Genomic DNA, 22,601 nt, shown 5'->3' on the forward strand with positions numbered 1-22,601 from the left:
GCGTCACTGTCTTGGGGCCGCCAGGGGCGACAGCATCCGATTGCCACCCTGACGTTCGGCGGGCGTCGTGATGACGCCAAAGCCGATCTGACCGTCACGGATGGGCGACAGCGCCTCTTCAACCGTGCCGTACACGCAATTGCGCATCAGGACTTCCATGTTGCTGGCCCGGCCAGGCAGGACACGCGCACCACCGGACAGGCGGCGAAATGCCAGAACGCAGATGGTCTGCGTGCCGGTGCGGTATTCCTTCCAGAAATACGGCCCCAGCTGATCCTGTCCGTTCTGCAGGTTCTGGTTGCTGACCGAGGTGAAGGGCGAGGGAACCTCGCCGAAATCCTTGACCAGGTTTTCCAGTTGGAAGCGGCCCGTGCCGAAACCGTTTGCACCCTTGGTGCGCAGCCACATGAAGTTGTCGCCTTCAAGCGTGGTATCGTTGCGCAGGCCGATCAGCTGTTCTTCTTCCTGCCCAAGCTTGCGATTGATCATGATCATCGCGTTGCCCGGGGCCACCCACATCTTGTCGAGGCGCCCAATGGTATACTGGACCGTGGATTGCAGGGCATCCATCGTCACCATTCGCAGGGATGGCGAAGTGGTGCAGGCCGCAACAGCCAGGGCGCAGGCCAGAACCAGGCGCCGGGACACAGAACGAACGCGAATCGAGGAGAGTGCAGGAGTCATATGAAAGCCTTTTGAACCCACGACATGTTAACCAACCAGGCCAGACAGGTAGCCAATCTTAATGTTAACCTACTGGAAAGAGTCTTGAAATTCGGGGGGTTCAGAGGCCATCGAAAACCGGGCACCGTTGCGCAAATACCGCGTGGGATGCCTGGGGTTTACGGCTCGGATCGGCCCCAAGGGGCCGAATAATGCGTGCAAGATCATCGTGTTCCCTATCTCATACCGCCCTTGGACGTATAATTTACGCCGCAGGCGCTCCTCCACCTGACCCGAAAAAGGCCAAGGCAGGAGTCGTCAAAATTTTTTCAGTCTTAGTCTACCCTATGCACCCTGAGCTGCCGTTGGCCGACATGCCCGGATACTTTTTGTTAGGTATAAATGAATAGAAAATTTCAGATATTGGAAGCCCTGAATTCAAAAACATTAAAAAACCTTCGACGATGTGCAGATTCGCTACAGTTCCGTTAGGTCACTTTTTCACGCCTGTCGCCCGCCCACCCCGAGCCGCAAGTCGTGGGCAGAACGGCGCGGTCCGACGGCAGGTCACGGCCAGCCAGGATCGAGCCCCGCGCGAGGCGGAATGATCGCGGCCCTGCCCGCCAGACATCGACGGAGAACAACCTATACGAGAACAATCTCGGCGAGAATCGACGCTGAAGTCTCCGCAACCTCCGGCACCGAAAAATTGCGGGACGGTATTCAAAGCAGTTTGGAAAAGCCCTCTGGTCTGCATGCGTCAGGATAGGCGGCAAACGCTACCGCAACCTTTGCGCGCAATGAGTGCGCCAAGAGGTGCCTGGACGGTGAACATGCCCACCGCCACGTGTTCGAAACAGGCGTTTTGAAAGGCATTTGCTGACAACAGCATCTGCACAAATGTTTCAGAGGAGAAAACTTTCCCCCCAACCCTTGCATCGCGGGTAAAACATGGGTTTACCTCGACCAAGGTGCCGGGAAGACCGCGAATTATCGCCGCGTTTTCCAGAATATTTCAATTGGGTAAACGATACACTTGTTTTGAAACATGGTAGGTTACCAGTCGCCAGAACAATCAATAGTGTAGGGTCCGACGCACTGACATGCGGTATTGGCGCATGTTGCCGAGGGCAAGCCACCCTGCGTTCCATCGAAAGCCGCGATCGTGCAGAAAGCCGTGCCTGAAAACATGATAATGGCGCGAGAAAGCCTTCTTGGGCGGCTCATGCGACTCGCCCTTAGCGCGACCAGCGACAGCATGGATCGGTCTGCGGGATCCGCCCTGAGGCTGCTGTGCGATTTCTATGATGCCGAGGGTGCCGTGCTGTATGATTGCACCGCCGACGGCGGGCTGAGCCGCGCGCATGAATGGCTGGCGCAGGATCGTGCACCCGCCGATGGCTATCCCAAACGCATCGACGCTGCCGAAGCGTCTGAGGTGATCGCGGCCATTTCCGACGGTCGGAGCCAGCGGATTTTGACCCGATCATCAACCGAATCGGCCCGCGCGCCGGGTGCCGAAACCACGTTGGTGGTGCCGATTCTGGGCAAGGACAGCCTTTCAGGTGTGCTGAACATCGTCGCGCCGCGACGCGATCTGACCCCGGAAGAGGACGAGCCGGGGCTGCTGGCCATCGCGTCGGACCTGTTGCTGACGATGACGCAGCAATCCATGCCGCGTGCGCCCGCCCCCGGCAACGGCGACACAGATGTGCCGGATGAAATCCGCAATGCCGCGCTGTGGGCCATGCCCGACCTGATCTTTGAGCTGGACAGCGAGGGGCGCTTCTGCCGGATCATTTCGCCGGACACCCCGAAGGGACAGGATGCGCCCGCGAACACCATCGGGGTGATGCCGGAGGATGTGCTGCCGGCCGACGTGGCGCGGGACCTGCGCGGATACATGAAGGACATCGACGCCCACGACCGCGTGCAGGGCCGCATCCAGCGCGTGTCGGGACGCAAGAAAAACCTGTGGTACGAAGTTTCGGGGACGCATTGTGCCCCCCGCCACCGCGGCGAGGCCCTGGGATATCTGCTGGTCATGCGCGACATCACGGCGCGGATCGAGGGCGAGGCCGAGCTGAAGCGGCTGGGGCGGATTGTCGAGCTGATCACCAACCTCGTGATCATCGTCGACACCGGCGGCAGTGTGGTGTGGACCAACGAAGCCTTTGAGCGCCACACCGGGCACGACATCGACAGCATTCGCGGCCACGATTTCGGCCAGCTGGTGACCGGCCCGGACTCCGACGCGGCAATCAGTACCAGGCTGAGCGAGGCGATGAGCGACGCACGCGGATGCGAGGGTGAAGACGTCAATTACGCCAGGGACGGCACCCCCTATTGGGTGACGTTCAACATGCAGCCGCTGAACGATTCCCGCGGAAAGCTGTCGGGGTTCGTCTATGTCGAGACCGTCATCACGCGTCAGCGCAAGCTGGAGATCGCCCTGCGCAAGGAGCGTGACTTTCTGTCGACCCTGACCGAGACCAGCGTGTCCGCGATCATCGTTTGCAACGCGCAAGGCAAGTGCATCTTTGCCAACAGCGAAGCCAAGCACATGCTGGCGACCTTTCCCCCGGAGGCACGCGACGATGTCGCGGCCTGGCCCCTGCAACAGGTCTATCCCGACCCTGTCCTGGGCGCGGTCCTGCCGTTTTCGCGGGTCGCCCGCAGCACACAAGCGGTCCGCAACCTGACCTATTCCATGCGGGTGCCCGGCAGGCCGCGCCGGATCTATTCTGTGAATGCCGCGCCGCTGGATTCTGCCAGCCGGTATTCCGACGCGACGGCCACCGACGCGCGCGACGGCGAGCCGGGTGACCCCAGGGCGCAGGTCGTGGTCACGTTGACGGACGTCACGGCGCAGTTCGAGGCCGACGAGGCCAAGAGGCAGACCGCCGCAAAGGTCTTGCATGACGCCAACCACGACCTGCTGACCGATCTGCCGAACCGGCGCAATTTCAATACCAAGCTGGCGCGCGCGCTGGCCTCCACGTCGGTCGATGTTGGCGACATTCACGTGCTGGTCATCGACATGGACAACTTCAAGCGTATCCGCACCGTGCTGGGCCAATCGGTGGGCGATGCGATGATCCGCCTGATCGCCGATCGCATCCACGATGCCCTGGGCGGCAGCGACCGTCTGGCGCGGACCGACAGTGATTGTTTCGTGGCCTTCGTCATCTCAGAAGATCCACGGCGCGCGGCGGAGCTGGCGACGCGGATCTGCCAGGCCATTTCAGAGCCATGCGACCTGCAGCAGATGACGGTATATGCCACCGCAAGTATCGGTATCAGCCGGATGAAGGAGCGCGCCGTCTCGGCCGAGGTGCTGGTCCGCCAGGCGGAGCTGGCCATCGAGACGGCCAAGGCCGCAGGTGGCAACCGATACGCGCATTATTCGCCGGGCATGGAAATCCGCATCTCGCGCAGCAGCGAGATCGTTCAGGCGTTGCGTCTGGCGCTGCGCAAGGATCAGTTCGAACTGGCCTTTCAGCCGAAATTCTCGCTCGAGGACGGCTATCGCCTTGTCGGGGCCGAAGCCCTGCTGCGCCTGCATTCGTCGCGGTTGGGCTGGGTCGGGCCGGACGAATTCATTCTGGTCGCGGAAACGGCGGGCATGATCTCGGAGATCGACTTTCATGTCATGGCGCTGTTTGCGCGCCAGATGGGCGACTGGCGGCGGCGCGGGCACCGGTTTCCCGCCAGCCTGAACCTGTCACCGCGCAGTTTCGAGAACCCCACGCTGGCGCAGCGGTTTTTGCAGATGCTGGCCGAAGAAGGTGTGGCGCCCGGCGATGTGACCGTCGAGATCACCGAAACGTCGCTGGTGTCCACCTCGGGCAACGCCTTGGCCAATATCGACGATTTTCGGCGCGGTGGCATCCACATCTCGGTCGACGACTTTGGCACGGGCTATTCATCGCTGAGCTATCTTCAGCGCCTGATTGCCACCGAGGTCAAGATCGACAAGAGCTTTATCCAGCCGCTGACCGGCCCCGTCCCCACCCCAGAAACCGAAGTTCTGCTGCGCGCGATCCTGACGCTGGCGCAGTCCTTCGGGCTGAAGACCGTGGCGGAAGGTGTCGAGACATTGGACCAGATGCAATGGTTGAAAAAAGCCGGATGCGCGATGATCCAGGGATACCTGGGCGGGCGGGCCGTGCCGCCGGAGGTGTTCGAACAGACCCACCTTGTACGTGGTGCGATGCTGCTGCCCTGAAGGCTTGGCGCCTCTGCCGGTGTTTTTTCCGCCGGGTCGCGGGGCCGAAAGGCGCGGGTGACATTGGCATCGCCATCCCGACATGGCATGAACGGGCCAAGACGTCGTTCACCGTCGGGCGCCATGCGTTACGCTTGTCGCCGGTCGATTTACGTAGAATATTCGCGGCAGAGTAAGCGGCATCAACCCCGAACGGAGTGCCGCGTTTCCCGGAGGAGAGGTGCCATGCAAAGCGCACTGCTGGTCGTTCAGGGCCTTGGACTTATGGCGCTGCTGACGATCGCATTCAGTGTCGTGCACGGGCAGAGCTGGCCGCGCGGTTTGCGCCATGCGGTTCTGGGGCTGTGTTTCGGGCTGGGCGCGATCCTGTCGATGATGCAGCCGATTCCCGTTGCACCGGGCATGCTGGTGGATACGCGGAACCTGTTCATCGGATTCGCCGGCGCCTTTATCGGGCCTGTCGGGGCCATCGTGGCGCTGGCGGCGGCGGCCATTGCGCGGATCACCATTGGTGGGGCGGGCCTGGGCCTGGGCCTGATTTCGATGACCACGGTGGCCTGTGTCGGGACGCTGTGGGGGCTGCGCCGGCTGCGCCCGCCGATCATGACACTGATGCACTGCGTGCTGATGGGGGTCAGTTTCTCGATCACGCTGGTGATCGGGCTGATCGCGCTGCGGGGCGAGGCATTGCAGAACTTCCTGCCGATCATCCCCTTTATCCTGATGTTCAACGTGGGCGGATCGGTCGTTTTCGGGATGCTGTTCGAACGGGAGCGGCGCAGCGCGCGTCGGGAACGGCAGTTGCAGAATGACGCCCAGCTGGATCCGCTGACGGCCGCCTACAATCGTCGCGGGCTGGACCGTCTGTATTCCGATGTCATGTACATGAATGAAAACTTCGGGCGCGGTCTGTTGCTGATCGATCTGGATCATTTCAAGAAGATCAACGACACCTGCGGCCATGCCTTTGGCGACGAGGTGCTGCGCGCCTCGACAAAGGCGATCCAGTCGTCGGTGCGGGGGGGCGACGTCGTCGCGCGGATCGGTGGCGAGGAATTCGTGGTGCTGCTGCCCGACGTGACGCAAGAAAACGCCCGCCGCATCGGCGAGCGCATCCGCAGCGCCATCCGCAAGGCTGCAGGGGTTGACGGTGTGACGATCACGGCCAGCGTCGGGGCGTCCTACTGGCAACATGGCGGCAGGTCCTTGGATGCCGCGCTGAAGGCGGCAGATGGCTCGATGTACGAGGCGAAACGCCAGGGACGGGATCGCATGGTGTTCCCCGAAAGCGATCTGCACCCGCGATGAGCGGTGACGCCTGGCCGGTCCCTGCCCGCGTGTCCGCATGTTTCGGGCACGGGCTGAGCACGTCCTGGGCAAGGGCTGGGCATTGCGCAAGCGTTTCCAGCGGCCCGGCCCTGTTGCGGCTTTTCATTCCTGTGCGGTCTGGTCAGTGTTGATCTGAGCGGTGCCGCGATGCGGCGCGGATCTTTGCCCGTCCTATGGCAATCCTTCGCCGGTCGTTCACCGATCGAAATCGCGCGCAATGCGGTCGGGCGGTGCCATTCGAACCCGTCCGAATGGCCCATCCGCCCGACGTATCACGGCAGTTTGTTGCAGAGTTTTTTCGTTTTTAGCCAGTGCAAGAGTAGTCGCCCATGCCCCTAGACATCACGTCCGATCGCCAATTGGCCCGCCGTCTGACATTCGGTTACACTGCGGGGTTGTTCATCATCGCCCTGCTGTCGATTTCCGTGCATTTCCTGCTGGATTCCGTCATCGCGCAGCAACGCGACTTTGGCACGGTGGTCAATGTCGCCGGACGCCAGCGGATGCTGAGCCAGCGCGTGGCCCTGTTGGCCGGGGCACAGCAGATTGCCGGGTCAGGGGACAAGGCCGCGCTGGAAAGCGCCATCGACCTGATGGAGCGGTCCCAGGATGCCCTGCTGCGAGGCGGCGACATGAACATCAATCACACGCTGTCCGACCGGGCGCGCGCCTATTACCTCGACGGTCCCGAAGCGCTGGACCCGCAGGTCCGCCGATACATCGCCGCCGCACGCACGCTGCTGGCCGCAGACACCAACGCAGACGACGCATCGGCGGCCCGCGACCTCATCCAGCGCACGGCCCGCGCGGAGCTGCTGAGCGCGCTGGATGGCGCCGTGACAATTTTCGAGCAGGAGGCCAACGCCCGTGTCGAGGGACTGCGCAACGCCCAGCGCACCGTTCTGCTGATCCTGCTGTTCGCCGTCGTGCTGGAGGCGCTGTTCATTTTTCGCCCGATGGTGCGGCTGGTCAGCAGGTACACGAGGAACCTGTACGAAATGGCGACGCGGGACGGTCTGACGGGTCTGTCGAACCGTCGCCATTTCATGGAAAACGCGGATCGGCAGTTCAAGATCGCGAAGCGCGACGAAGCGCCCCTGGCGGCAATGATTCTGGACCTGGATCATTTCAAGCAGATCAACGACGTGCACGGCCACCACGCCGGGGATGACATCCTGAGGTTCTTTTCACGGCAGGTCCGGGTTGTCCTGCGCAGCGGTGATATATGCGGACGTACCGGCGGAGAAGAATTTGCCGTCGTCGTCCCGAATGTCACGGATACCATGGCCCAGGACATCGCAGAACGGATCTGCGCCGTCACCGCATCGGCCGAGGTCGAAGGCCAGCCCCCCGTCACCGTCAGCATCGGCGTCGCCATGTTGGACGAGATGGACCGTAGCCTGGAAGATTTGCTGCGCCGGGCCGATGCCGCCCTCTATCGGGCCAAGCAAGCCGGGCGCAATCGCGCCGCCGTCTAAGCCTGGCATGGCCCGCACGCCCTGCCCAGCCTGGCGGCTCAAGCTGCGTTTGTCCGGCGAGATGCGCGCGGGGTGCGATGGAGTGCACGGCTTCACCAGCGTTACGGATGCGGCGCCGGATAACCGGACGGGGCGCGGAGCCATACGCGCAACGCATATCCGGCATGAATGCCCCGTGGCTTACTGTCATGTTCCGACCGGCAGGCGTATAGCCGAATATAAGGGGCATATTACAGCTTTTCCTTGAAAAACTGTCGCCTAGCAGCCCCCTTTAGTTGAAAACACATGGAGTACCCCGGAATGTTAGCACAGCTTGGCGGACTTATTTCCGCACTGCTGGGGGCCGCAATCCTCTATTATGGTGGGCAGCTTGCCCTGGCCGGAGGAAGCCTCTTTTACGTCATCATGGCAGTGGGCCTGCTGATCGCCGGCCTGCAATTGATGCGCCGGCGTCAGAACGGTCTGTGGATCTATGCCCTGACCCTTGTCCTGTCGTTCATCTGGACCCTTTACGAAGTCGGCTTCGACAAATGGCAGTGGATCCCGAGGGGGGCGCTGATCGTCTTTCTTGGCCTGCTCCTGTGTCTGCCGCCGGTCGTCAAGAGCCTGCGCGATCTGCCTGCCCGCACCTGGAAACCCGCCGCCACCAGCGGCCCGTTCGTGCTGCGCGCCGTTGTTGCGGTGATCGTGGTGCTGGGCGTCGTGTCGTGGTTCATCGACCCCATCGTCAAGGACGGAACGCTGGTCGCTGCCGGTGACGCGGCGGACACCGAGGTTGACCCGAGTGGCGTGCCCTACCCGGCCGACGACTGGGTCGCCTATGGCGGCACCAACCTGGGTCAGCGCTATTCGGCGCTGAAGGACATCAACACCGACAACGTGTCGGGGCTGAAGGTCGCGTGGGAACACCACACCGGCGACCTGCGTGTCGCGGATGAGGATTCCGGCGAATACACCTTCGAGGCGACACCGATCAAGGTGAACGACCTGCTGTATTTCTGCACGCCGCACAACATCATCCAGGCGTTGAACCCGGAAACCGGTGAAATGGTCTGGTCGTTCAACCCGAACATGGAACGCGACCCGCAGTACCAGCACCAGACCTGCCGCGGCGTATCCTACAGCGACAGTTCCGCCTATGCCGCGCCTGCCGACACCGATCCGGCCAAGGCACAAGCCATTGCGGATGCCGTGGCCGAATGCCCGCGTCGCATCGTCGCCTCGTCGGTTGATGCACGTCTGTATACGGTCAATGCCGATACCGGCGAACTTTGCACCAGCTTTGGCGACAACGGCTATGTCGACCTGAAGGCGCAGATGCCCAACCTTGAGCGCGCCACATATCAGCAAACCTCGGCCCCGCTGGTGACGCAGGATCTGATCATCCTGGGCAGCGCGATCGCGGACAACTACTATGAGAACAACCCCTCGGGTGTGATCCGTGCCTATGACGTGCGCACCGGCGAAGTTGTCTGGAAATTCGACGCCAAGAAACCGGACGAGACCGACCCGCTGCAACCCGGAGAGCTGTACGAGCCGAACTCGGCCGTGGCCTGGACGCAACTGTCGGCCGATGAAGGCCTGGGCATGGTCTACGTGCCCTTCGGCAACGCCTCGCCCGACCAGGTCGGCATCAGCCGCACCCCTATCGAGGAGGAAATGGTCGACTCGCTTGCCGCGCTGGACATCAAGACCGGCCGGATGATCTGGCACTTCCAGACCACCAAGCACGATCTGTGGGATCGCGATATCCCGTCGCAGCCGGTCCTGCTGAGCCTGCCCAAGGGCGGCGAAGACGTGCCAGCGATCCTGATTCCGACCAAGATCGGCAACGTCTGGGTTTTGGACCGCCGCACTGGCGACCCGATCCTGCCCGTGACCGAGATGAAGGTTTCGACCGACACCGATATTCCGGGCGAGGACCTGTCCCCCGTGCAACCGATGTCGTCGTTAACCTTTACCCCGGCGCCGCTGACCGAAGCCGACATGTGGGGCGCAACACCGTTCGACCAGATCCAGTGCCGCCTGGATTATCGTTCGATCCGCTATGACGGCAACCCGTTCACCCCGCCGACCTTGGATGGGTCTCTGGTCTGGCCGGGCAACATCGGTGTGTTCAACTGGGGATCCGTCGCGGTTGATCCGGTCAATCACTGGATGATCGCGACGCCGCAATATCTTGGCTACCGTTACCAGCTGTTCCCCCGTCCCGAAGGCGAATATGACAAGCGCATGTTTTCCAAGGGCGGCGTGTCGGGTGAATCCAAGCCGGGCAACGAAAACCTTGGCGGGCCCTACGCCGTGTCGATCAAGCACCTGCGTTCGGGCCTGCAGGCCCCCTGTAACGCCCCGCCATGGGGTGTGCGAGTGGGTGTCGACCTGACCGATGGCAGCACCGCATGGAAGTATCGCAACGGCACTGTCGCAGGTCAGAAGTTCGCGGGCATCAAGTTTCCGCTTCCGCTGGAAATGGGGATGCTGGCACATGGTGGCCAATTGACGACCGCCGGCGGCCTGGCCTTCAGCGGCGCAGCCCTGGATGACACGATCCGCGGCTATGACATGACGTCGGGCGCGGTCCTGTGGAAACACCATCTGCCAGCCGGCGGACAGGCGACGCCGATGACCTACCGTGACAAGAACGGCAAGCAATACATCGTCATTGCTGCCGGTGGGCACGGATCGCTTGGCACGACGCCGGGTGACTCGGTCATCGCCTATGCGCTCGACTAACCTCGGGCCGGATGTGTGAAATGAGAAACGGCGCGCAAAGTTCTGCGCGCCGTTTTCGTTTGCAACAAGGTCGTCCTGTCAGGGTGCGGCGGCGCGGTGCAAAGCCTCGGAAATAGTGGCAAGGGTCGGGTAGAACGCGGCATCCTTGCGTCGCGCGCTGCCCTGGCTCGGCAGCTCAGGCAAAAATTCCTGCCAGATCCGCCCCGGCTGCGCCTGCATCAGCAGGATGCGGTCCCCGAGGATCAGTGCCTCGTCAACGGAGTGGGTCACGGCAATCAGCGCGCTGCCCTCTTCGCTGGCTTGGGCGAGGACAACATCCTGCATCTGTTCCCGCGCCAGCGGATCGAGGTTTGCGAAGGGTTCGTCCAGCAGCAGCAAGGGCGCCTGCATCGCCAGTGCCCTGGCCAGGGCCAACCTTTGCCGCTGACCGCCCGAGAGGTCATCGGGCCAGTCACCAGCCCGTTCCGCGATGCCCATGCGCGCTAGCAGCGCCGCGACGCGGGCCGCGCGGGCCGACCGTGGCAGATGCGCCAGAACGATCGAAATATTCTCTTCCACCCGCCGCCAGGGCAGCAGGCGCGGTGACTGGAAGATCACCGCGCTGTTCGTGCCGGGGGCGGGGTTTGCGCCTAGCAGCGTGATCTGCCCCGTCTGCACGGGGATGAGCCCCGCAATCAGGCGCAGCAGCGTGGTCTTGCCACAGCCCGATGGGCCGAGGATCGCAACACGCTCGCCTCGGTTCAGCGCAAAGGAGACGTCCTGCAACGCCGGGCGCGCGTCAAAGCCATGACCCAGGCCGGAAACAGAGAGCAGAATATCGTTCAACGGCTGACCTTGTCACCCAGCTGGGAGGTGCCGATTTTCGCCAGAACGGCATCCATCGGTGCGAAGTCTGCCCAATCCTCGATCTCGACCCGGAATGGCGTGTCCTCTCCGTTCTCGCGTTTGTAGGTGTGTTGCGTGCTGCGCGCTGAATACAACAGTTCGTCGAACTGGAACCCGCCATTCACCGTCCAGCTTTCCTTGTAGGTCTGCGCCAGGGTTTGCAGAGTTTCGCGTGACACGTCGGGACGGGCCGCTGCCATGTCGTCGACCCATTTTTCAGGATGCGCGGCGTAGTCGCGTGCGGCCACTGTCAGTGCCTCCAGCACCTTTTTCACATCGTCGCCGCGTGTTTCAAGCGTTTCGCGATTTACCACGTCGACCTTGCTGACCAGGGGTACCTGCTTGAAAAAGCCCGCGACATCCACAAGCAACGTGAAGCGGTCATGATCCGGCATCGCCAGAAAGCTGCCGATCGACATGGTCGTCGCGTCGATGCGCCCTGCCATCAGCGCCTGCGCCCGCGTCGATGGGCCGCCCAGCGGCACCAGCTTGAGCGTGTCGACATTGACCCCGAGGTTTTCAAGCACCCGGCTGGACAGGTCGTGATCCAGGCTGCGCAAACGGCCGATGCCGTAGACCGCGCCGGGCAGGTCGGCAAGCGTCAGATCCTTGCGACCCGCGATGACAAAGGGAATTGCCTTGTCGGTGGAATGGACGGCGATCACGTCTTCGACCCCTTCGCGATGCAGCGAAATGACACTGTCGAGAGATATGTTCGCCATGTCGCCCTGCCCGGCCCGCAGCGCCGCAACCGCCATCGGTGTCTGGGCCGCCGGGACCAGCGTGACCTGCACACCGGCCCGATCGAAATACCCCTCTCTGGCACTGAGGTAGAGCAGCGAGTTCGGCACCAGAGGGGTTTCGGTGCTGGTCACGATAATGCGAAACGGGTCGGCCTGCCCGGCCGTTGCAAGTACGGCAAGGCCAAGGCCAAGGGACAGTTTCCTGAGGAGAGAGAGCATGGAATTCCTTTTGAGGTGAAGCGGCTAATACGTCAGCCGTTGTCTGTGCGCGGGTGGGATGAGGCGACGCTCGGCCCAAGTCAGAAAGCCTGTCGTCAGGGCCCCGATCGCGGAATAGGTCAGGACCACGGCAAAATAGCTGTCCATCCGGTAACTGTTGCCGAAGCCCTGCAATAGCGCCCCGAGGCCGGTCATCGCCGTATAAAGGTCCGCGATGGCGGATGCGACCAAGCCGGCCATTGCCGCCAGCCGCAGCCCCGCCATGACCGAAGGCAGCGCCGAGGGCGCATAGACATGCCGCAACCGCGCGCCGCGCGTCAGCGCGTAGGCGCGGGCCATTTCCAGCAAGTCTGGATCTGTTGCCTGAACACCGGCCTGCGTATTGATTGTGACCGGCATCACGGCGGCCAGGAACACGATCAGAACCTTTGCCTGGCAATCAAGACCCACGAGCAGGATGATCAACGGGATCAGCGCCACCACCGGGGTCGCCGCCAGCCCGTGCAGGTAAGGCGCGCTGGTGCGGCCCAGGGTGCGAAACCGGCCCAGCAGATACCCAAGGGGGATTCCGACCAACGCAGCAAGGCCCAACCCGCCGAAGTAGACCGACACCGTGGACCAGATCGCCAGCGGGAAATCCTGTCTGTCATCCATCAGCAGCAGGAAAAAAGCGCGGATCGTCAGGTATGGGCCGGCGACAAAACCAGCCGGTGCAAGCCCGGCCAGCGCGGACCAGCCCCACAGCAGCGCCGGCAGCAAGGCAAGACGCAGCCAGATGTAGGCCGGGATGCGCGCGATCCAGTCGAGGTCGGCGGCGGCCCGGCGTATTTCCCCCCTCGCCCTGGCAAGCCAGCCGGGGCGGCGCGATTTCTGGATCTTGCGTGTCATGCTGCGTATATGTCCGCGACGGTGGCACGACAGGGGTGCCATCAAATGCTGTGCCAGCGCTTAGCAGCAATGAAAATCAGGGAAAAGCCCCAGACCCGCGAATGTGATCACAACCGGGTGCGCGGGGCGATACCCACCGTAGTTTCCGGGGCGCGCCGGCGCCTCGGGATGCCGAGGATCACGTGACCAGGCGCCGAGGCCTGCGGCAAGACCGGGCATTGTCAGAGTGATGGGCGCCAGCCTGCGATCTGTCGACGGTGCCATTTGTCGCGCGATGCGCTCATGAGAGTGAACTTGCCCCTCCCGCGCGGATCGTTGCCATGGTCGGCAGGCGCGACGAGGCGTTCCGGCGTGGGGATCGATCAACAGGGAGGAGCCGCCGCCCCGGCCCGAGCTTGAAAACCTGCACCAAATCCAGATCGCTCTTGGGCACGACGCGCAGGCTTGAGAAAATGCCGGTCATCACCGAAGAGTGCGTGACGACGGCGATGTCGATCACGCCATATTCGACCAGCGTGTCGGCACGATGGCGCGGGTGGCCGCCACTTGCAGTTGGATATGACCCAGGCTGAGACTGGCTTTTCAGCGCGACTTGCTGTTGCAGAGAATTCCGGCTGTCGGGCGGGGAGACGGCAATGGTCTTGCCCTGACACGGCAACGTCGAATGCCATCAGATCCCCCGCATCCCAGCAGTCACCGGAAAGCGAAGGTTGTCGCGCCCCGACTTCGCCCGCAACGGCCCCGCATCCTGAAAGACCAATCCGACAGGCAGAGACATGTTGATGGCAGCAAGCCAGGTTGATCCGCCCAAGACGTCGTGCACGGCGGTAAACAGGCAATATTCTCACTTATTAGACAATGCGCTAATGTATGTAGAGAATCCTGCAAAAACTGCACATTTTTTCCGCGATCCGTCGACGCGCCCGAAAATCCCCGACGCGCAAAATCGCCAATTCCCTCTTTAAATAAATCAGAATCAGCACGTAGCGCCTTGTTTTCTGGATATCTCTGGATTGCGGTTGTTGCTGACGCGTGATTGGATCAATCCTGAGACGAGGCGAATTTGCCGCAAAACGCACAACCGGGCGCAGCACGAAAGATCCGGATGCCTCGCCCGGCGGGGTGACAGCAGAAAGAGGTTGCGGTGACGCAAGACAGCAAGGTGAATTTTGTCGAGGTCGGCGCGCGGCTGAGGGCACACCGATTGGGGCGCTCGATCTCTCCCGAAGATCTGGCGAAGCGGCTCAGCATCTCGCGTGCAGCGCTTTATCGTGCAGAAAAGGGCGAGATCGCCAAGATCGAGATGCTGACCGCCATCGCCGAGGAACTGCACGTCTCCCTGCCGACATTGCTGGGGGTGGGGATCGAATACGTCTCGAATGCGATCAGCTTTTTCGAACGCATGCGCCAGCTGGAAGAGGACAGCGAACAGATTATCGGCCTCTTCAGCCCGATTTCCTACCTCGTCACAACCGGGCAATACGACATCGTCCTGGCAGATGTCCTGCGAGAGTCGACGGGCGACGCCCCGTCTGCCGACATTGATATGGTCCTGTCGATACTGGCCAAACGCAAAGCCCGCTTTGCGCAACGCCGTCCTCTCCTCGCCTCGATCATCTCGGATTCCGATCTGGAGAAGTTCCTGCGTGATGGTTTGGAGGGGCGCATGGACCTGGACGAAGACACCAGATCACAGCGTCGCCGATTGGCCCTGGCAGAAGTCCGGCATATCGTGTCGATGCTGCGCGCGCCCGACATCGGCATCCAGATCGGTGTTGCACGCGAACCGATTCCATCCACCTCGTTTCAGATCATCCGCAAGGGCGCGACCTCGACCCTGACGATCAGCCCGTTCAGGCTGGGCCATAACCCGAACATCCGCGTCGGGGTCGGCCTGATCACCGCCGCCCCCGAGGCACTGGAGCTGCACGAAGAGATCGCGCAACGTCTTTGGGCGACCTCGCTCAAGGATATGGAAGCGGCCGAGCACGTCGAATCACTGATTGCCCGGCACGGTATTGTCTGACATCACTTGCGCACAAATAATCATCGCAGCGGCCCGCGCGGAAAAGCAATTTCGGCAAAAGTCTCATTTTTGAGATTATTCCATTGACCCCACGGCCGAGGCAGGAAACCTTACTCCCATCACATCAAAAAAGTGACTCAGGGAGCATTTCATGAAATCCAACTTCATCCTCGCAGCTTTGACCGCCATGGGCCTAGGTGCAGCGGCACCTGCGATGGCAGCAGAATACGTCGCCAAGATCGGACACCTGGAAAGCACGCAGCAAAGCCGCCACGTCTTTCTGGAAAAGGTCGGTGACCTGGTTGCCGAACGCACGGGTGGCGAAGTCACCTTCCAGATTTTCCCGCAAGGCCAGCTGGGCGACCAGCGCCAGATGAACGAAGGTGTACAGCTTGGCACGCTTGAGGCGACCGTCGCACCTGCGGCTTTCCTCGGCGGTTTCAATCCGATGGTTTCGATCCTCGACATTCCCTACCTGATCCCCGAAGACGCGGATGCCGCCGCAGAACTGCGCGATGGCCCCTTCGGCCAGGCGTTGCTCGACAGCTTTTCCGACAAGGGCATGATCGCGATCGACCTCTGGCCCAACGGCAAGAAGCAGTTCACCTCGAACGATCCGATCGACACTCTGGCCGATTTCAAGGGTCAGAAGTTCCGCGTCATGGACAGCTCGATCCTGATCGAACAGTTCAATGCCCTCGGCGCCTCGGCCATCGCCCTGCCCTTTGGTGAGCTCTACACCTCGTTGCAGACCGGCGTTGTCGATGGCGAGGAAAACCCGCTCGACACCATCAAGGCGATGAAATTCTACGAAGTTCAGAAGAACCTTGTCGTGTCGGACCACGGCGCGATGGAAGACGTGATCCTGTTCAACCCGACATTCTGGAACAGCCTGCCGGAAAAGGATCAGACAATCATCAAGGATGCCTTTGCAGAAGTCATCCCCGAGCTGACAGCCCACAAGGCCGCAGCCGTCGAGGCCGCGCTGGAAACCATCAAGGAGTCCGGCACCAACGTGCGGGTCGCGGATGAGGCAGAGCGTGCCGAACTGCGTGACGTGATGTTCGGCCCGGCCTCGGACGCCTACGTCAAGAAAACCGGCGATGCCGGCCAGGCCCTGCTGGACACCTACCAGCAAGCCTACGACGCGCTGAAGTAAACGACGATTGGGCCTGCCCCCCGGCGGGCGGGCCCTGCCCCGGCTGACACCGGGCGACGAAACCCGTGAAGGATTCCACCCGATGAAAGCCCTCCACCTGTTGCGGACGATCGAGCGTTGCGTGCTTGTCGCTCTCTTCCTGACCATGGTGCTGCTCTATTGCGGCTCGGTCCTGACGCGCGAAATCGGCGGCACGTTTGCCAGCCAGTTCGCCTGGATCGAAGAAGCCGTTCGGCTGATGAACCTGTTCCTCGTCTTCCTGGCCCTTGGTCTGGCGCTGGAACGCGGCAAACATGTCGGGATCACCAATTTCCGGGACCGCCTGCCACCCCGCCTGATGCGGCTGGTGTGCGCCCTGATCGATATCGTGGGGGTGTGCTTCAGCCTCTACCTGGCCTGGCTCGCGGTCGAACTGGTTCAATTCGTTCTGAAAAGCGGGCAGCGTTCGCCCACCCTCGATGTGCCGATGGGCCTGATCTACCTCGCGCCCGTCATCGGCTTTGTCCTGCTGGCGCTGCGCTATGGCCTGAGCCTTTTTGGCGTCTTTGACCGATTTGTCACCCCGGAGGCCGCAGAATGATCGTTGCGCTTATCGTCCTGCTCGCGGTTGTGCTGCTGGCCACGGGGTTTGAGATGCTGTTGGTGTTGGGCCTGCCGGCCCTGGCCTACAAACAGGCGTTCTGGGCACAGCTGCCCGATGCCGCCGTGGTGCAAAAAATCGTCGGCGGCATCGACCATACGACGCTGCTGGCCATTCCCTTCTTTATCTTTGCCGCCAACCTGATGGGGTCCGGCCAGATCGCCCGCCAGCTGGTCGGCGTGATCAAGGCGTTGCTGGGTCACACCCGTGGTGGCATGGGTCACGTCGTGGTCGGTGGCAGCATGGCCTTCGGATCAGTCTCAGGGTCTGCGCCTGCGACCGTCGCCGCCCTGGGCCGCATGGTCTATCCCGAGATGCGCGCCGCAGGCTATTCCGAGAGGTTCAGCCTGGGCCTGCTGGTCGCCTCTGCCGAGACCGCACTGCTGATCCCGCCCTCGATCACGCTGATCGTCTATGGCTGGATCACCGGCACGTCGATTTCCAAGCTGTTTGCGGGCGGCCTTGCCGTCGGTATCGTGTTGGCCATCGCGTTTTCGATCTTCGTCCATTTCCAGGCCCGCCGCGACGGGGTGGTGCCCAGCCCCCGCATGGGTTGGGCCGCCCGCCTGCGCGCGATGTGGGAGGCGAAATGGGCCCTCGGGATGCCCGTCATCATCCTTGGCGGCATCTATTCCGGCGTCATCACCCCGACCGAGGCCGCCGCTGTCAGCGTGCTTTACGCGATCATCGTCGAAATGGTGGTGTTTCGCAGCCTCAGCTGGTCCGGCCTGTTTCGCATCACCGAGGACAGCGCGATCAACACCGCAATCATCTTCGTACTGCTGGCAATGGGCGGGCTGATCTCGTTCTTCGTCACGCTGGCGCAGGTGCCCAACGAGATCATCAGCCTGCTGGGACACCTCGACGCCGGGCGCATCACCTTTCTGATCGTCGTGAACATCTGCTTCTTCATCGCAGGCATGTTCGTCGATCCGAACTCGACCCTCCTGGTGCTGGTGCCGCCGCTCTACCCTGTCGCGCTCAGCTTTGGCATTGATCCTGTGCACTTTGGCATGATCGTCACGCTGAACGTCTGCCTGGGGATGATCACGCCTCCCTTCGGCCTCGACATCTTTGTCGCCTCCTCGACGCTGGGCAAGCCTGTCGCCGCGATCATCCGAGGCGTGTGGCCCTTTGTGCTGCTGAACCTGATCGTGCTGCTGCTGATCACCTACATTCCCCAGATTTCACTTTTCGTGCCTCGGCTGATCTTCGGCTGAGAAAGGCTTCTTCCATGACTGTGCATCCAACCGTCCTGTCCGTCCCGGCGCCGCCGGGTGTCATACCCCGTTGCGCCGAGGCACGGACCCGCGTCGTTTCAAATACGCCCGTCAACGGCGAATATCGCCTGTTGACCCTCGACGCCCCGGCCGAGGTTCTGGCCTGTCATCCCGGCCAGTTCTTTCAGTTGCTGTGCCCGGAACCCGACGGCGAACACCCCTTTCTGCGACGCCCGATGAGCATCTACGGCTATGATGCCGACGCAGGACAGTTGCAGTTTCTCTATAAGGTCACGGGTGCTGGCACGCGCGGTCTCGCGACGCTGAAGCCCGACGACGGACTGAATGTGCTGGGCCCGCTTGGTCAGGGCTTTACCATGCCCGAAAACCGCCAGAATCTGCTTTTGCTGGCGCGTGGCGTCGGCTTGGCCACGCTGGCTCCGCTGGCGCGGATGGCGCAGCGGAAGGGGCGTAGCCTGACCGCGATCTGTTCGGCCCGCCGACCAGAGCTGGCGATGTCGGTCGACCTGTTTCGCAGCTATGGCGCCGAGGTGATCGTCGTGCATGACGCGGACGAAAGCGCCACGCCCGAAGCCCTGCGCATCCTGATCGAGGCACAGATTGCAAAGCGTCGCATCGATGCCTTCTATACGTGCGGATCGGCGCGGCTTCTCCGCCTTCTGCAGGATATCGGTGCCCGACATGGCATCCCCGGCGAAGTGGCGATGGAACAGCAGATGGCCTGCGGCATCGGCATGTGCCAGGCCTGCGTGCGCAGTTTCCACGATGGCGATCAGGTCGTGCACCGCCGTGTCTGCCGCGAAGGCCCTGTGTTCCCGATTTCGGAGGCGATTGCGTGATGAAAGATATCCCCCATCCCCCGGTATGCGACATGGGCGTCCAGATTGGCGGCCTGCGTCTGGCGAACCCGATCATGCCCGCCTCGGGGACGTTCTCCGAAGATCTGTCGGACGTCTTCGACCTTGATATCCTTGGCGCGCATGTCTTGAAAACCATCATGCGGGATGCGCGCGCGGGCAATCCGACCCCGAGGGTCTGCGACCTTCAGGGCGGCATGTTGAATGCCATCGGGATCCCGTCAAAGGGCATCGATGATTTCCGCGACCGGATGCTGCCTTATTGGGCCGGCTACAAGGCCCCCCTGATCGTGTCGATTTCGGCCCATACCGTGGATGAATTCGCGCAGCTTTGCCGAGAGGTTACCCTGCCGGGTGTGGCCGCGATCGAAGCCAATATCTCCTGCCCGAACATCGAGGCCGATGGGCGCGCCTTTGCGATGCGCCCCGACACCACCGAGCAGGTTGTACAGCGCCTGCGGGCCGAGACGGACCTGCCTCTCTGGGCCAAGCTGACACCGAATACCGGAGAGCCGGTCGACGTCGCGCTTGCGGCCGAAGCGGCGGGTGCCGATGCACTGGTGGTGGCGAATACCGCGCTTGGAATGTCGATCGACGTGACGACCCGCCAGCCGCGTCTGGGCAATATCATGGGCGGGATCTCGGGGCCCGCGATAAAGCCGATTGCCTTGCGCATGACCTATCAGATTGCCCGTGCCTGCCGGATCCCCGTCATCGGCTGCGGCGGTATCGCGACGCGCGACGACGCGCTTGAATTCATGATCGCAGGGGCCCGCGCGGTACAGGTCGGCACCGCAACGTTCCAATCCCCCACTGTCATGGCACGCCTTGTTGCCGAGCTGTCCGAGTGGGCCAGTGCAGAGGGGCTGACCTCGATCGAGGAGATCATCGGGTCCGTCGGCACGCCCCGGGGGGACATGTCATGAAGGATCTGGATACGGATACCCTGGGCGGGCTGGCGCAACAGATTTTCGACGGGGTTCGCGCCCTGTCCAGGGACACGGCAGGCGTCAGCCGCCCGGCCTTTTCATCGGTCGAAACCGAAACGCTTGCCTGGTTGGCCGATTTCGCCCGCCAGAATGGCCTTCACGTCACCGAGGACGCGGGCCGGAACCTGCTGTTCAGCCTGCCTCAGGATGCAAATGCAACGCGATGGACCCTGATCGGCAGCCATGTCGATTCGGTGCCGATGGGGGGCAACTACGACGGCCTGGCCGGCGTCGCCGCAGGTCTGATCGTATTGATCCGTGCTGCCCGATCGGGGCGCCGATTTCGCAAACCTGTCAAGTGCATCGCCATGCGTGGGGAAGAAAGCGCCTGGTTCGGGGCGTGCTATCTGGGGTCCAAGATGTTGACGGGGCAGTTGCCAGCCGACGAACTGGCCGCAACGCACAAGGGCGATGACCGTCCGCTCTCGGCACACCTGCAAGACCTCGGCATCGACACCGCGCCGCTTGCCGCGCATCTGCCGATCTGCGACCTGTCGCGGATCGACGAATACCTTGAGTTGCATATCGAGCAAGGCCCCCTCCTGGTCGAACGTGATATTCCTGCCGCTGTCGTTTCCGGCATCCGCGGCAATTTCCGCCATCGCAAGATCCGATGTATCGGTCAGGCCGGGCACTCAGGTGCCGTACCACGCGCTTACCGGCATGATCCGGTATTGGCCTTTGCGGAACTTATGCACCGCCTTGATTCCACCTGGAGCCACCTGCAACAGACTGGAGATGACCTGGTTCTGACCTCGGGCATCGTCGGCACGGACCCTGCCAGTCATGCGATTGCCCGCATCCCGGACGAGCTGATGTTCTCGCTCGATATCCGGTCCCAGGATGCGGAGGTGCTGAACCAGATGCGACGCTATCTGCGTGCGCAGATGGACGACATTTCCCGCAGCCGGGGCGTGCGCTTCGACACCGGGTCCGAGGTTGCCGTGGCCCCTGCCCTGATGGATGCCACGATCATCGCAGGACTTCAGGACGCCATGCAGCAGGCGACTGGTGACACGTTCACCATGGCGTCCGGTGGCGGCCATGACGCTGCCATCTTTGCCCAGGCGGGCATTCCCGCCGGCATGGTCTTCGTGAGGAACCGAAATGGCAGCCATAACCCCGACGAAGCGATGGAAATCGACGATTTTCTGGTAGGCACCGCCGTCTTATCGACCTATCTGGAGGAGGCACCATGAAAGCCCCCCTCACCATGCCCCTGACCGCTGACACCCGCGCCGACTATGCACGCCGGACTGCACTGGCGCTGTTGGACATCGGTGCGGTTGAACTGGCCACGGCACGACCGTTCATCCTGTCGTCCGGCGTGGCCAGTCCAGTCTACATAAACGTCCGCAAGGTCATCTCGTATCCGGCGATCCGCGACATGCTGATGGGGTTTGCCACCGATATCATCGATCAGGACATCGGGCGCGACGGAGTCGATGCCATTGCCGGCGCAGAAACCGCCGGAATCCCATTTGCCGCGTGGATCGCGACGCTGACGGGCCTGCCCATGCAATACGTCCGAAAGCGGGCGCAGGGTTTTGGCCCCGGCGCGCATATCGAAGGCGTCTCCTACCCCGGCCAGCGGGTGCTGCTGGTCGAGGATCTGACAACCGATGGCGCCTCCAAGATCCGCTTTTGCGAGGCACTGCGACAGGCCGGGACCGAGGTGCGCGATGTGCTGATGCTGTTTCAGTATGATATCTTTGCGCAGACCCGCAGCGCGCTGAGTGACCACGGATTGCGGCTCCACGCGCTGGCGAATTGGGGGGATATTCTTTCAGCTGCAAAGGATACCAGCCATTTTTCCCACACCGACCTGGACCGGATCGAAAGCTTTCTGAATGCGCCGCTCGACTGGTCCGCGGCTAACGGCGGTTCGCGCCGCCTCATTTTCTGATTGAAGGATATCCCCATGTTCACGTTCATCCTTGAAACCCTGAAAGACCAGGGTCGCGGCATTCACGCCTATCGCTCCGCCGCCAAGAGCCTGTTCGAAAAGGCCGCCGAAAGCCCGGATAACGCCGCCGCCTTTTATATTCTCGCCACCAGCGCGGACACATTTGTCGACCGTCATGAACGGATGCCGATGTCCGCACATGAGCTGGAGCAGACCTTCGATGCCTTCCAGGCAGATATCATGGCCCTGCAATCAGCGCACGACAGCGACGATGCACAGGCCATCCTCGCAACGCTCAACCGCATTGCAAACGCGCGGGCCGTGGCCGACGTCTGAGTGATCGACCTTCCATGCGGCGCCCCGGCCCCGCATGCAAAGACCGCCACCGAACTGTCGCCTTCCCTGCATGTTCCGCGCCATCTGATGGCCCTGGACCCGGGATTTGAAGTTGCTCCGCTGCCGCACTTCGAATGCGCGTCATGGGTCTTTTTCAGATGACGCGAGGGCATGTGGATCGGCTTGAAAAGGGCTATGATTTTGGGTTGCGCCTGATTGTATTGGGGGTTAGATCGGGGCTCCACTGCTTAGTGGTTTTGTCGCGGGGTGGAGCAGCCCGG

General features: G+C 62.3%; 18 protein-coding genes. 13 read left to right on the top strand and 5 right to left on the bottom strand.

The annotated features are described in order from the left end of the window. Nucleotides 1-3: 3 nt before the first annotated feature. Nucleotides 4-684: a hypothetical protein gene (locus tag DL237_RS14315; RefSeq protein ID WP_147405357.1), complete on the bottom strand. Its 681-nt coding sequence runs from the start codon at nt 682-684 to the stop codon at nt 4-6. A 1,204-nt stretch (nt 685-1,888) separates the two neighbouring features. Between DL237_RS14315 and DL237_RS14320 the strand changes: the two genes are divergently transcribed. From DL237_RS14320 to DL237_RS14335, 4 genes are all read left to right on the top strand, one after another. After that, entirely contained in the window at nt 1,889-4,891 is a 3,003-nt protein-coding gene (locus DL237_RS14320; RefSeq protein ID WP_158585650.1) for an EAL domain-containing protein, read from the top strand. A 225-nt stretch (nt 4,892-5,116) separates the two neighbouring features. Beyond that, a complete protein-coding gene (locus DL237_RS14325) occupies nt 5,117-6,199 on the top strand; it encodes a diguanylate cyclase (protein WP_158585651.1) in 1,083 nt (360 codons plus the stop codon). Between the two features lie 350 nt (nt 6,200-6,549). Further along, nucleotides 6,550-7,698 carry a GGDEF domain-containing protein gene (locus DL237_RS14330; protein WP_119399757.1) on the top strand — a complete coding sequence of 383 codons (1,149 nt, stop codon included), beginning with the start codon at nt 6,550-6,552 and terminating at the stop codon, nt 7,696-7,698. Nucleotides 7,699-7,998: 300 nt separating this feature from the next. Then, a complete protein-coding gene (locus tag DL237_RS14335; RefSeq protein ID WP_119399758.1) occupies nt 7,999-10,431 on the top strand; it encodes a membrane-bound PQQ-dependent dehydrogenase, glucose/quinate/shikimate family in 2,433 nt (810 codons plus the stop codon). Nucleotides 10,432-10,509: 78 nt separating this feature from the next. On the opposite strand, the gene DL237_RS14340 is transcribed toward DL237_RS14335, so the two are convergent. From DL237_RS14340 to DL237_RS20495, 4 genes are all read right to left on the bottom strand, one after another. Beyond that, nucleotides 10,510-11,256 carry an ABC transporter ATP-binding protein gene (locus DL237_RS14340; protein ID WP_119399759.1) on the bottom strand — a complete coding sequence of 249 codons (747 nt, stop codon included), beginning with the start codon at nt 11,254-11,256 and terminating at the stop codon, nt 10,510-10,512. Further along, nucleotides 11,253-12,278, bottom strand: coding sequence for an ABC transporter substrate-binding protein (locus DL237_RS14345; RefSeq protein WP_119399760.1), 1,026 nt, complete (start codon nt 12,276-12,278; stop codon nt 11,253-11,255). Before DL237_RS14345 ends, DL237_RS14340 begins: the two co-directional genes overlap by 4 nt. A gap of 24 nt (nt 12,279-12,302) precedes the next feature. Then, the gene (locus DL237_RS14350; RefSeq protein ID WP_158585652.1) at nt 12,303-13,166 is read right to left on the bottom strand and encodes an ABC transporter permease; all 864 of its coding nucleotides are present in this window, start codon (nt 13,164-13,166) and stop codon (nt 12,303-12,305) included. 280 nt (nt 13,167-13,446) lie between these two features. Further along, a complete protein-coding gene (locus DL237_RS20495; protein WP_147405359.1) occupies nt 13,447-13,665 on the bottom strand; it encodes a hypothetical protein in 219 nt (72 codons plus the stop codon). Nucleotides 13,666-14,310: 645 nt separating this feature from the next. Here DL237_RS20495 and DL237_RS14355 point away from each other — a divergent pair. The 9 genes from DL237_RS14355 to DL237_RS14395 all read left to right on the top strand — a co-directional run bounded on the left by DL237_RS14355 (nt 14,311) and on the right by DL237_RS14395 (nt 22,320). Beyond that, the gene (locus DL237_RS14355; RefSeq protein ID WP_199672098.1) at nt 14,311-15,192 is read left to right on the top strand and encodes a helix-turn-helix domain-containing protein; all 882 of its coding nucleotides are present in this window, start codon (nt 14,311-14,313) and stop codon (nt 15,190-15,192) included. Nucleotides 15,193-15,343: 151 nt separating this feature from the next. Beyond that, nucleotides 15,344-16,351, top strand: a complete 1,008-nt coding sequence (locus DL237_RS14360) for a TRAP transporter substrate-binding protein (RefSeq protein WP_119399762.1) — start codon at nt 15,344-15,346, stop codon at nt 16,349-16,351. An 82-nt stretch (nt 16,352-16,433) separates the two neighbouring features. After that, the gene (locus DL237_RS14365; protein ID WP_119399763.1) at nt 16,434-16,931 is read left to right on the top strand and encodes a TRAP transporter small permease; all 498 of its coding nucleotides are present in this window, start codon (nt 16,434-16,436) and stop codon (nt 16,929-16,931) included. Next, the gene (locus DL237_RS14370; RefSeq protein ID WP_119399764.1) at nt 16,928-18,211 is read left to right on the top strand and encodes a TRAP transporter large permease; all 1,284 of its coding nucleotides are present in this window, start codon (nt 16,928-16,930) and stop codon (nt 18,209-18,211) included. The genes DL237_RS14365 and DL237_RS14370 overlap by 4 nt, the downstream gene beginning before the upstream one ends. 14 nt (nt 18,212-18,225) lie before the next feature. Continuing rightward, entirely contained in the window at nt 18,226-19,071 is an 846-nt protein-coding gene (locus DL237_RS14375; protein ID WP_119399765.1) for a dihydroorotate dehydrogenase electron transfer subunit, read from the top strand. Next, nucleotides 19,071-20,015: a dihydroorotate dehydrogenase gene (locus tag DL237_RS14380; RefSeq protein WP_119399766.1), complete on the top strand. Its 945-nt coding sequence runs from the start codon at nt 19,071-19,073 to the stop codon at nt 20,013-20,015. The genes DL237_RS14375 and DL237_RS14380 overlap by 1 nt, the downstream gene beginning before the upstream one ends. Next, nucleotides 20,012-21,277 carry a Zn-dependent hydrolase gene (locus DL237_RS14385; protein ID WP_119399767.1) on the top strand — a complete coding sequence of 422 codons (1,266 nt, stop codon included), beginning with the start codon at nt 20,012-20,014 and terminating at the stop codon, nt 21,275-21,277. Before DL237_RS14380 ends, DL237_RS14385 begins: the two co-directional genes overlap by 4 nt. Continuing rightward, nucleotides 21,274-21,984 carry an orotate phosphoribosyltransferase gene (locus DL237_RS14390; RefSeq protein WP_233545009.1) on the top strand — a complete coding sequence of 237 codons (711 nt, stop codon included), beginning with the start codon at nt 21,274-21,276 and terminating at the stop codon, nt 21,982-21,984. The genes DL237_RS14385 and DL237_RS14390 overlap by 4 nt, the downstream gene beginning before the upstream one ends. A gap of 15 nt (nt 21,985-21,999) precedes the next feature. After that, a complete protein-coding gene (locus tag DL237_RS14395; RefSeq protein WP_119399768.1) occupies nt 22,000-22,320 on the top strand; it encodes a hypothetical protein in 321 nt (106 codons plus the stop codon). The last annotated feature ends 281 nt before the right edge of the window (nt 22,321-22,601 follow it).

The organism is Pseudooceanicola sediminis (assembly GCF_003575965.1).
Lineage (GTDB): Bacteria > Pseudomonadota > Alphaproteobacteria > Rhodobacterales > Rhodobacteraceae > Pseudooceanicola > Pseudooceanicola sediminis.

What these genes read in the sequence shown, in the direction of transcription:
- DL237_RS14315 (WP_147405357.1), bottom strand. Translation starts at nt 684, where the DNA reads ATGACTCCTGCACTCTCCTCGATTCGCGTTCGTTCTGTGTCCCGGCGC.
- DL237_RS14320 (WP_158585650.1), top strand. Translation starts at nt 1,889, where the DNA reads ATGCGACTCGCCCTTAGCGCGACCAGCGACAGCATGGATCGGTCTGCG.
- DL237_RS14325 (WP_158585651.1), top strand. Translation starts at nt 5,117, where the DNA reads ATGCAAAGCGCACTGCTGGTCGTTCAGGGCCTTGGACTTATGGCGCTG.
- DL237_RS14330 (WP_119399757.1), top strand. Translation starts at nt 6,550, where the DNA reads ATGCCCCTAGACATCACGTCCGATCGCCAATTGGCCCGCCGTCTGACA.
- DL237_RS14335 (WP_119399758.1), top strand. Translation starts at nt 7,999, where the DNA reads ATGTTAGCACAGCTTGGCGGACTTATTTCCGCACTGCTGGGGGCCGCA.
- DL237_RS14345 (WP_119399760.1), bottom strand. Translation starts at nt 12,278, where the DNA reads ATGCTCTCTCTCCTCAGGAAACTGTCCCTTGGCCTTGGCCTTGCCGTA.
- DL237_RS14350 (WP_158585652.1), bottom strand. Translation starts at nt 13,166, where the DNA reads ATGACACGCAAGATCCAGAAATCGCGCCGCCCCGGCTGGCTTGCCAGG.
- DL237_RS14360 (WP_119399762.1), top strand. Translation starts at nt 15,344, where the DNA reads ATGAAATCCAACTTCATCCTCGCAGCTTTGACCGCCATGGGCCTAGGT.
- DL237_RS14365 (WP_119399763.1), top strand. Translation starts at nt 16,434, where the DNA reads ATGAAAGCCCTCCACCTGTTGCGGACGATCGAGCGTTGCGTGCTTGTC.
- DL237_RS14370 (WP_119399764.1), top strand. Translation starts at nt 16,928, where the DNA reads ATGATCGTTGCGCTTATCGTCCTGCTCGCGGTTGTGCTGCTGGCCACG.
- DL237_RS14375 (WP_119399765.1), top strand. Translation starts at nt 18,226, where the DNA reads ATGACTGTGCATCCAACCGTCCTGTCCGTCCCGGCGCCGCCGGGTGTC.
- DL237_RS14380 (WP_119399766.1), top strand. Translation starts at nt 19,071, where the DNA reads ATGAAAGATATCCCCCATCCCCCGGTATGCGACATGGGCGTCCAGATT.
- DL237_RS14385 (WP_119399767.1), top strand. Translation starts at nt 20,012, where the DNA reads ATGAAGGATCTGGATACGGATACCCTGGGCGGGCTGGCGCAACAGATT.
- DL237_RS14390 (WP_233545009.1), top strand. Translation starts at nt 21,274, where the DNA reads ATGAAAGCCCCCCTCACCATGCCCCTGACCGCTGACACCCGCGCCGAC.
- DL237_RS14395 (WP_119399768.1), top strand. Translation starts at nt 22,000, where the DNA reads ATGTTCACGTTCATCCTTGAAACCCTGAAAGACCAGGGTCGCGGCATT.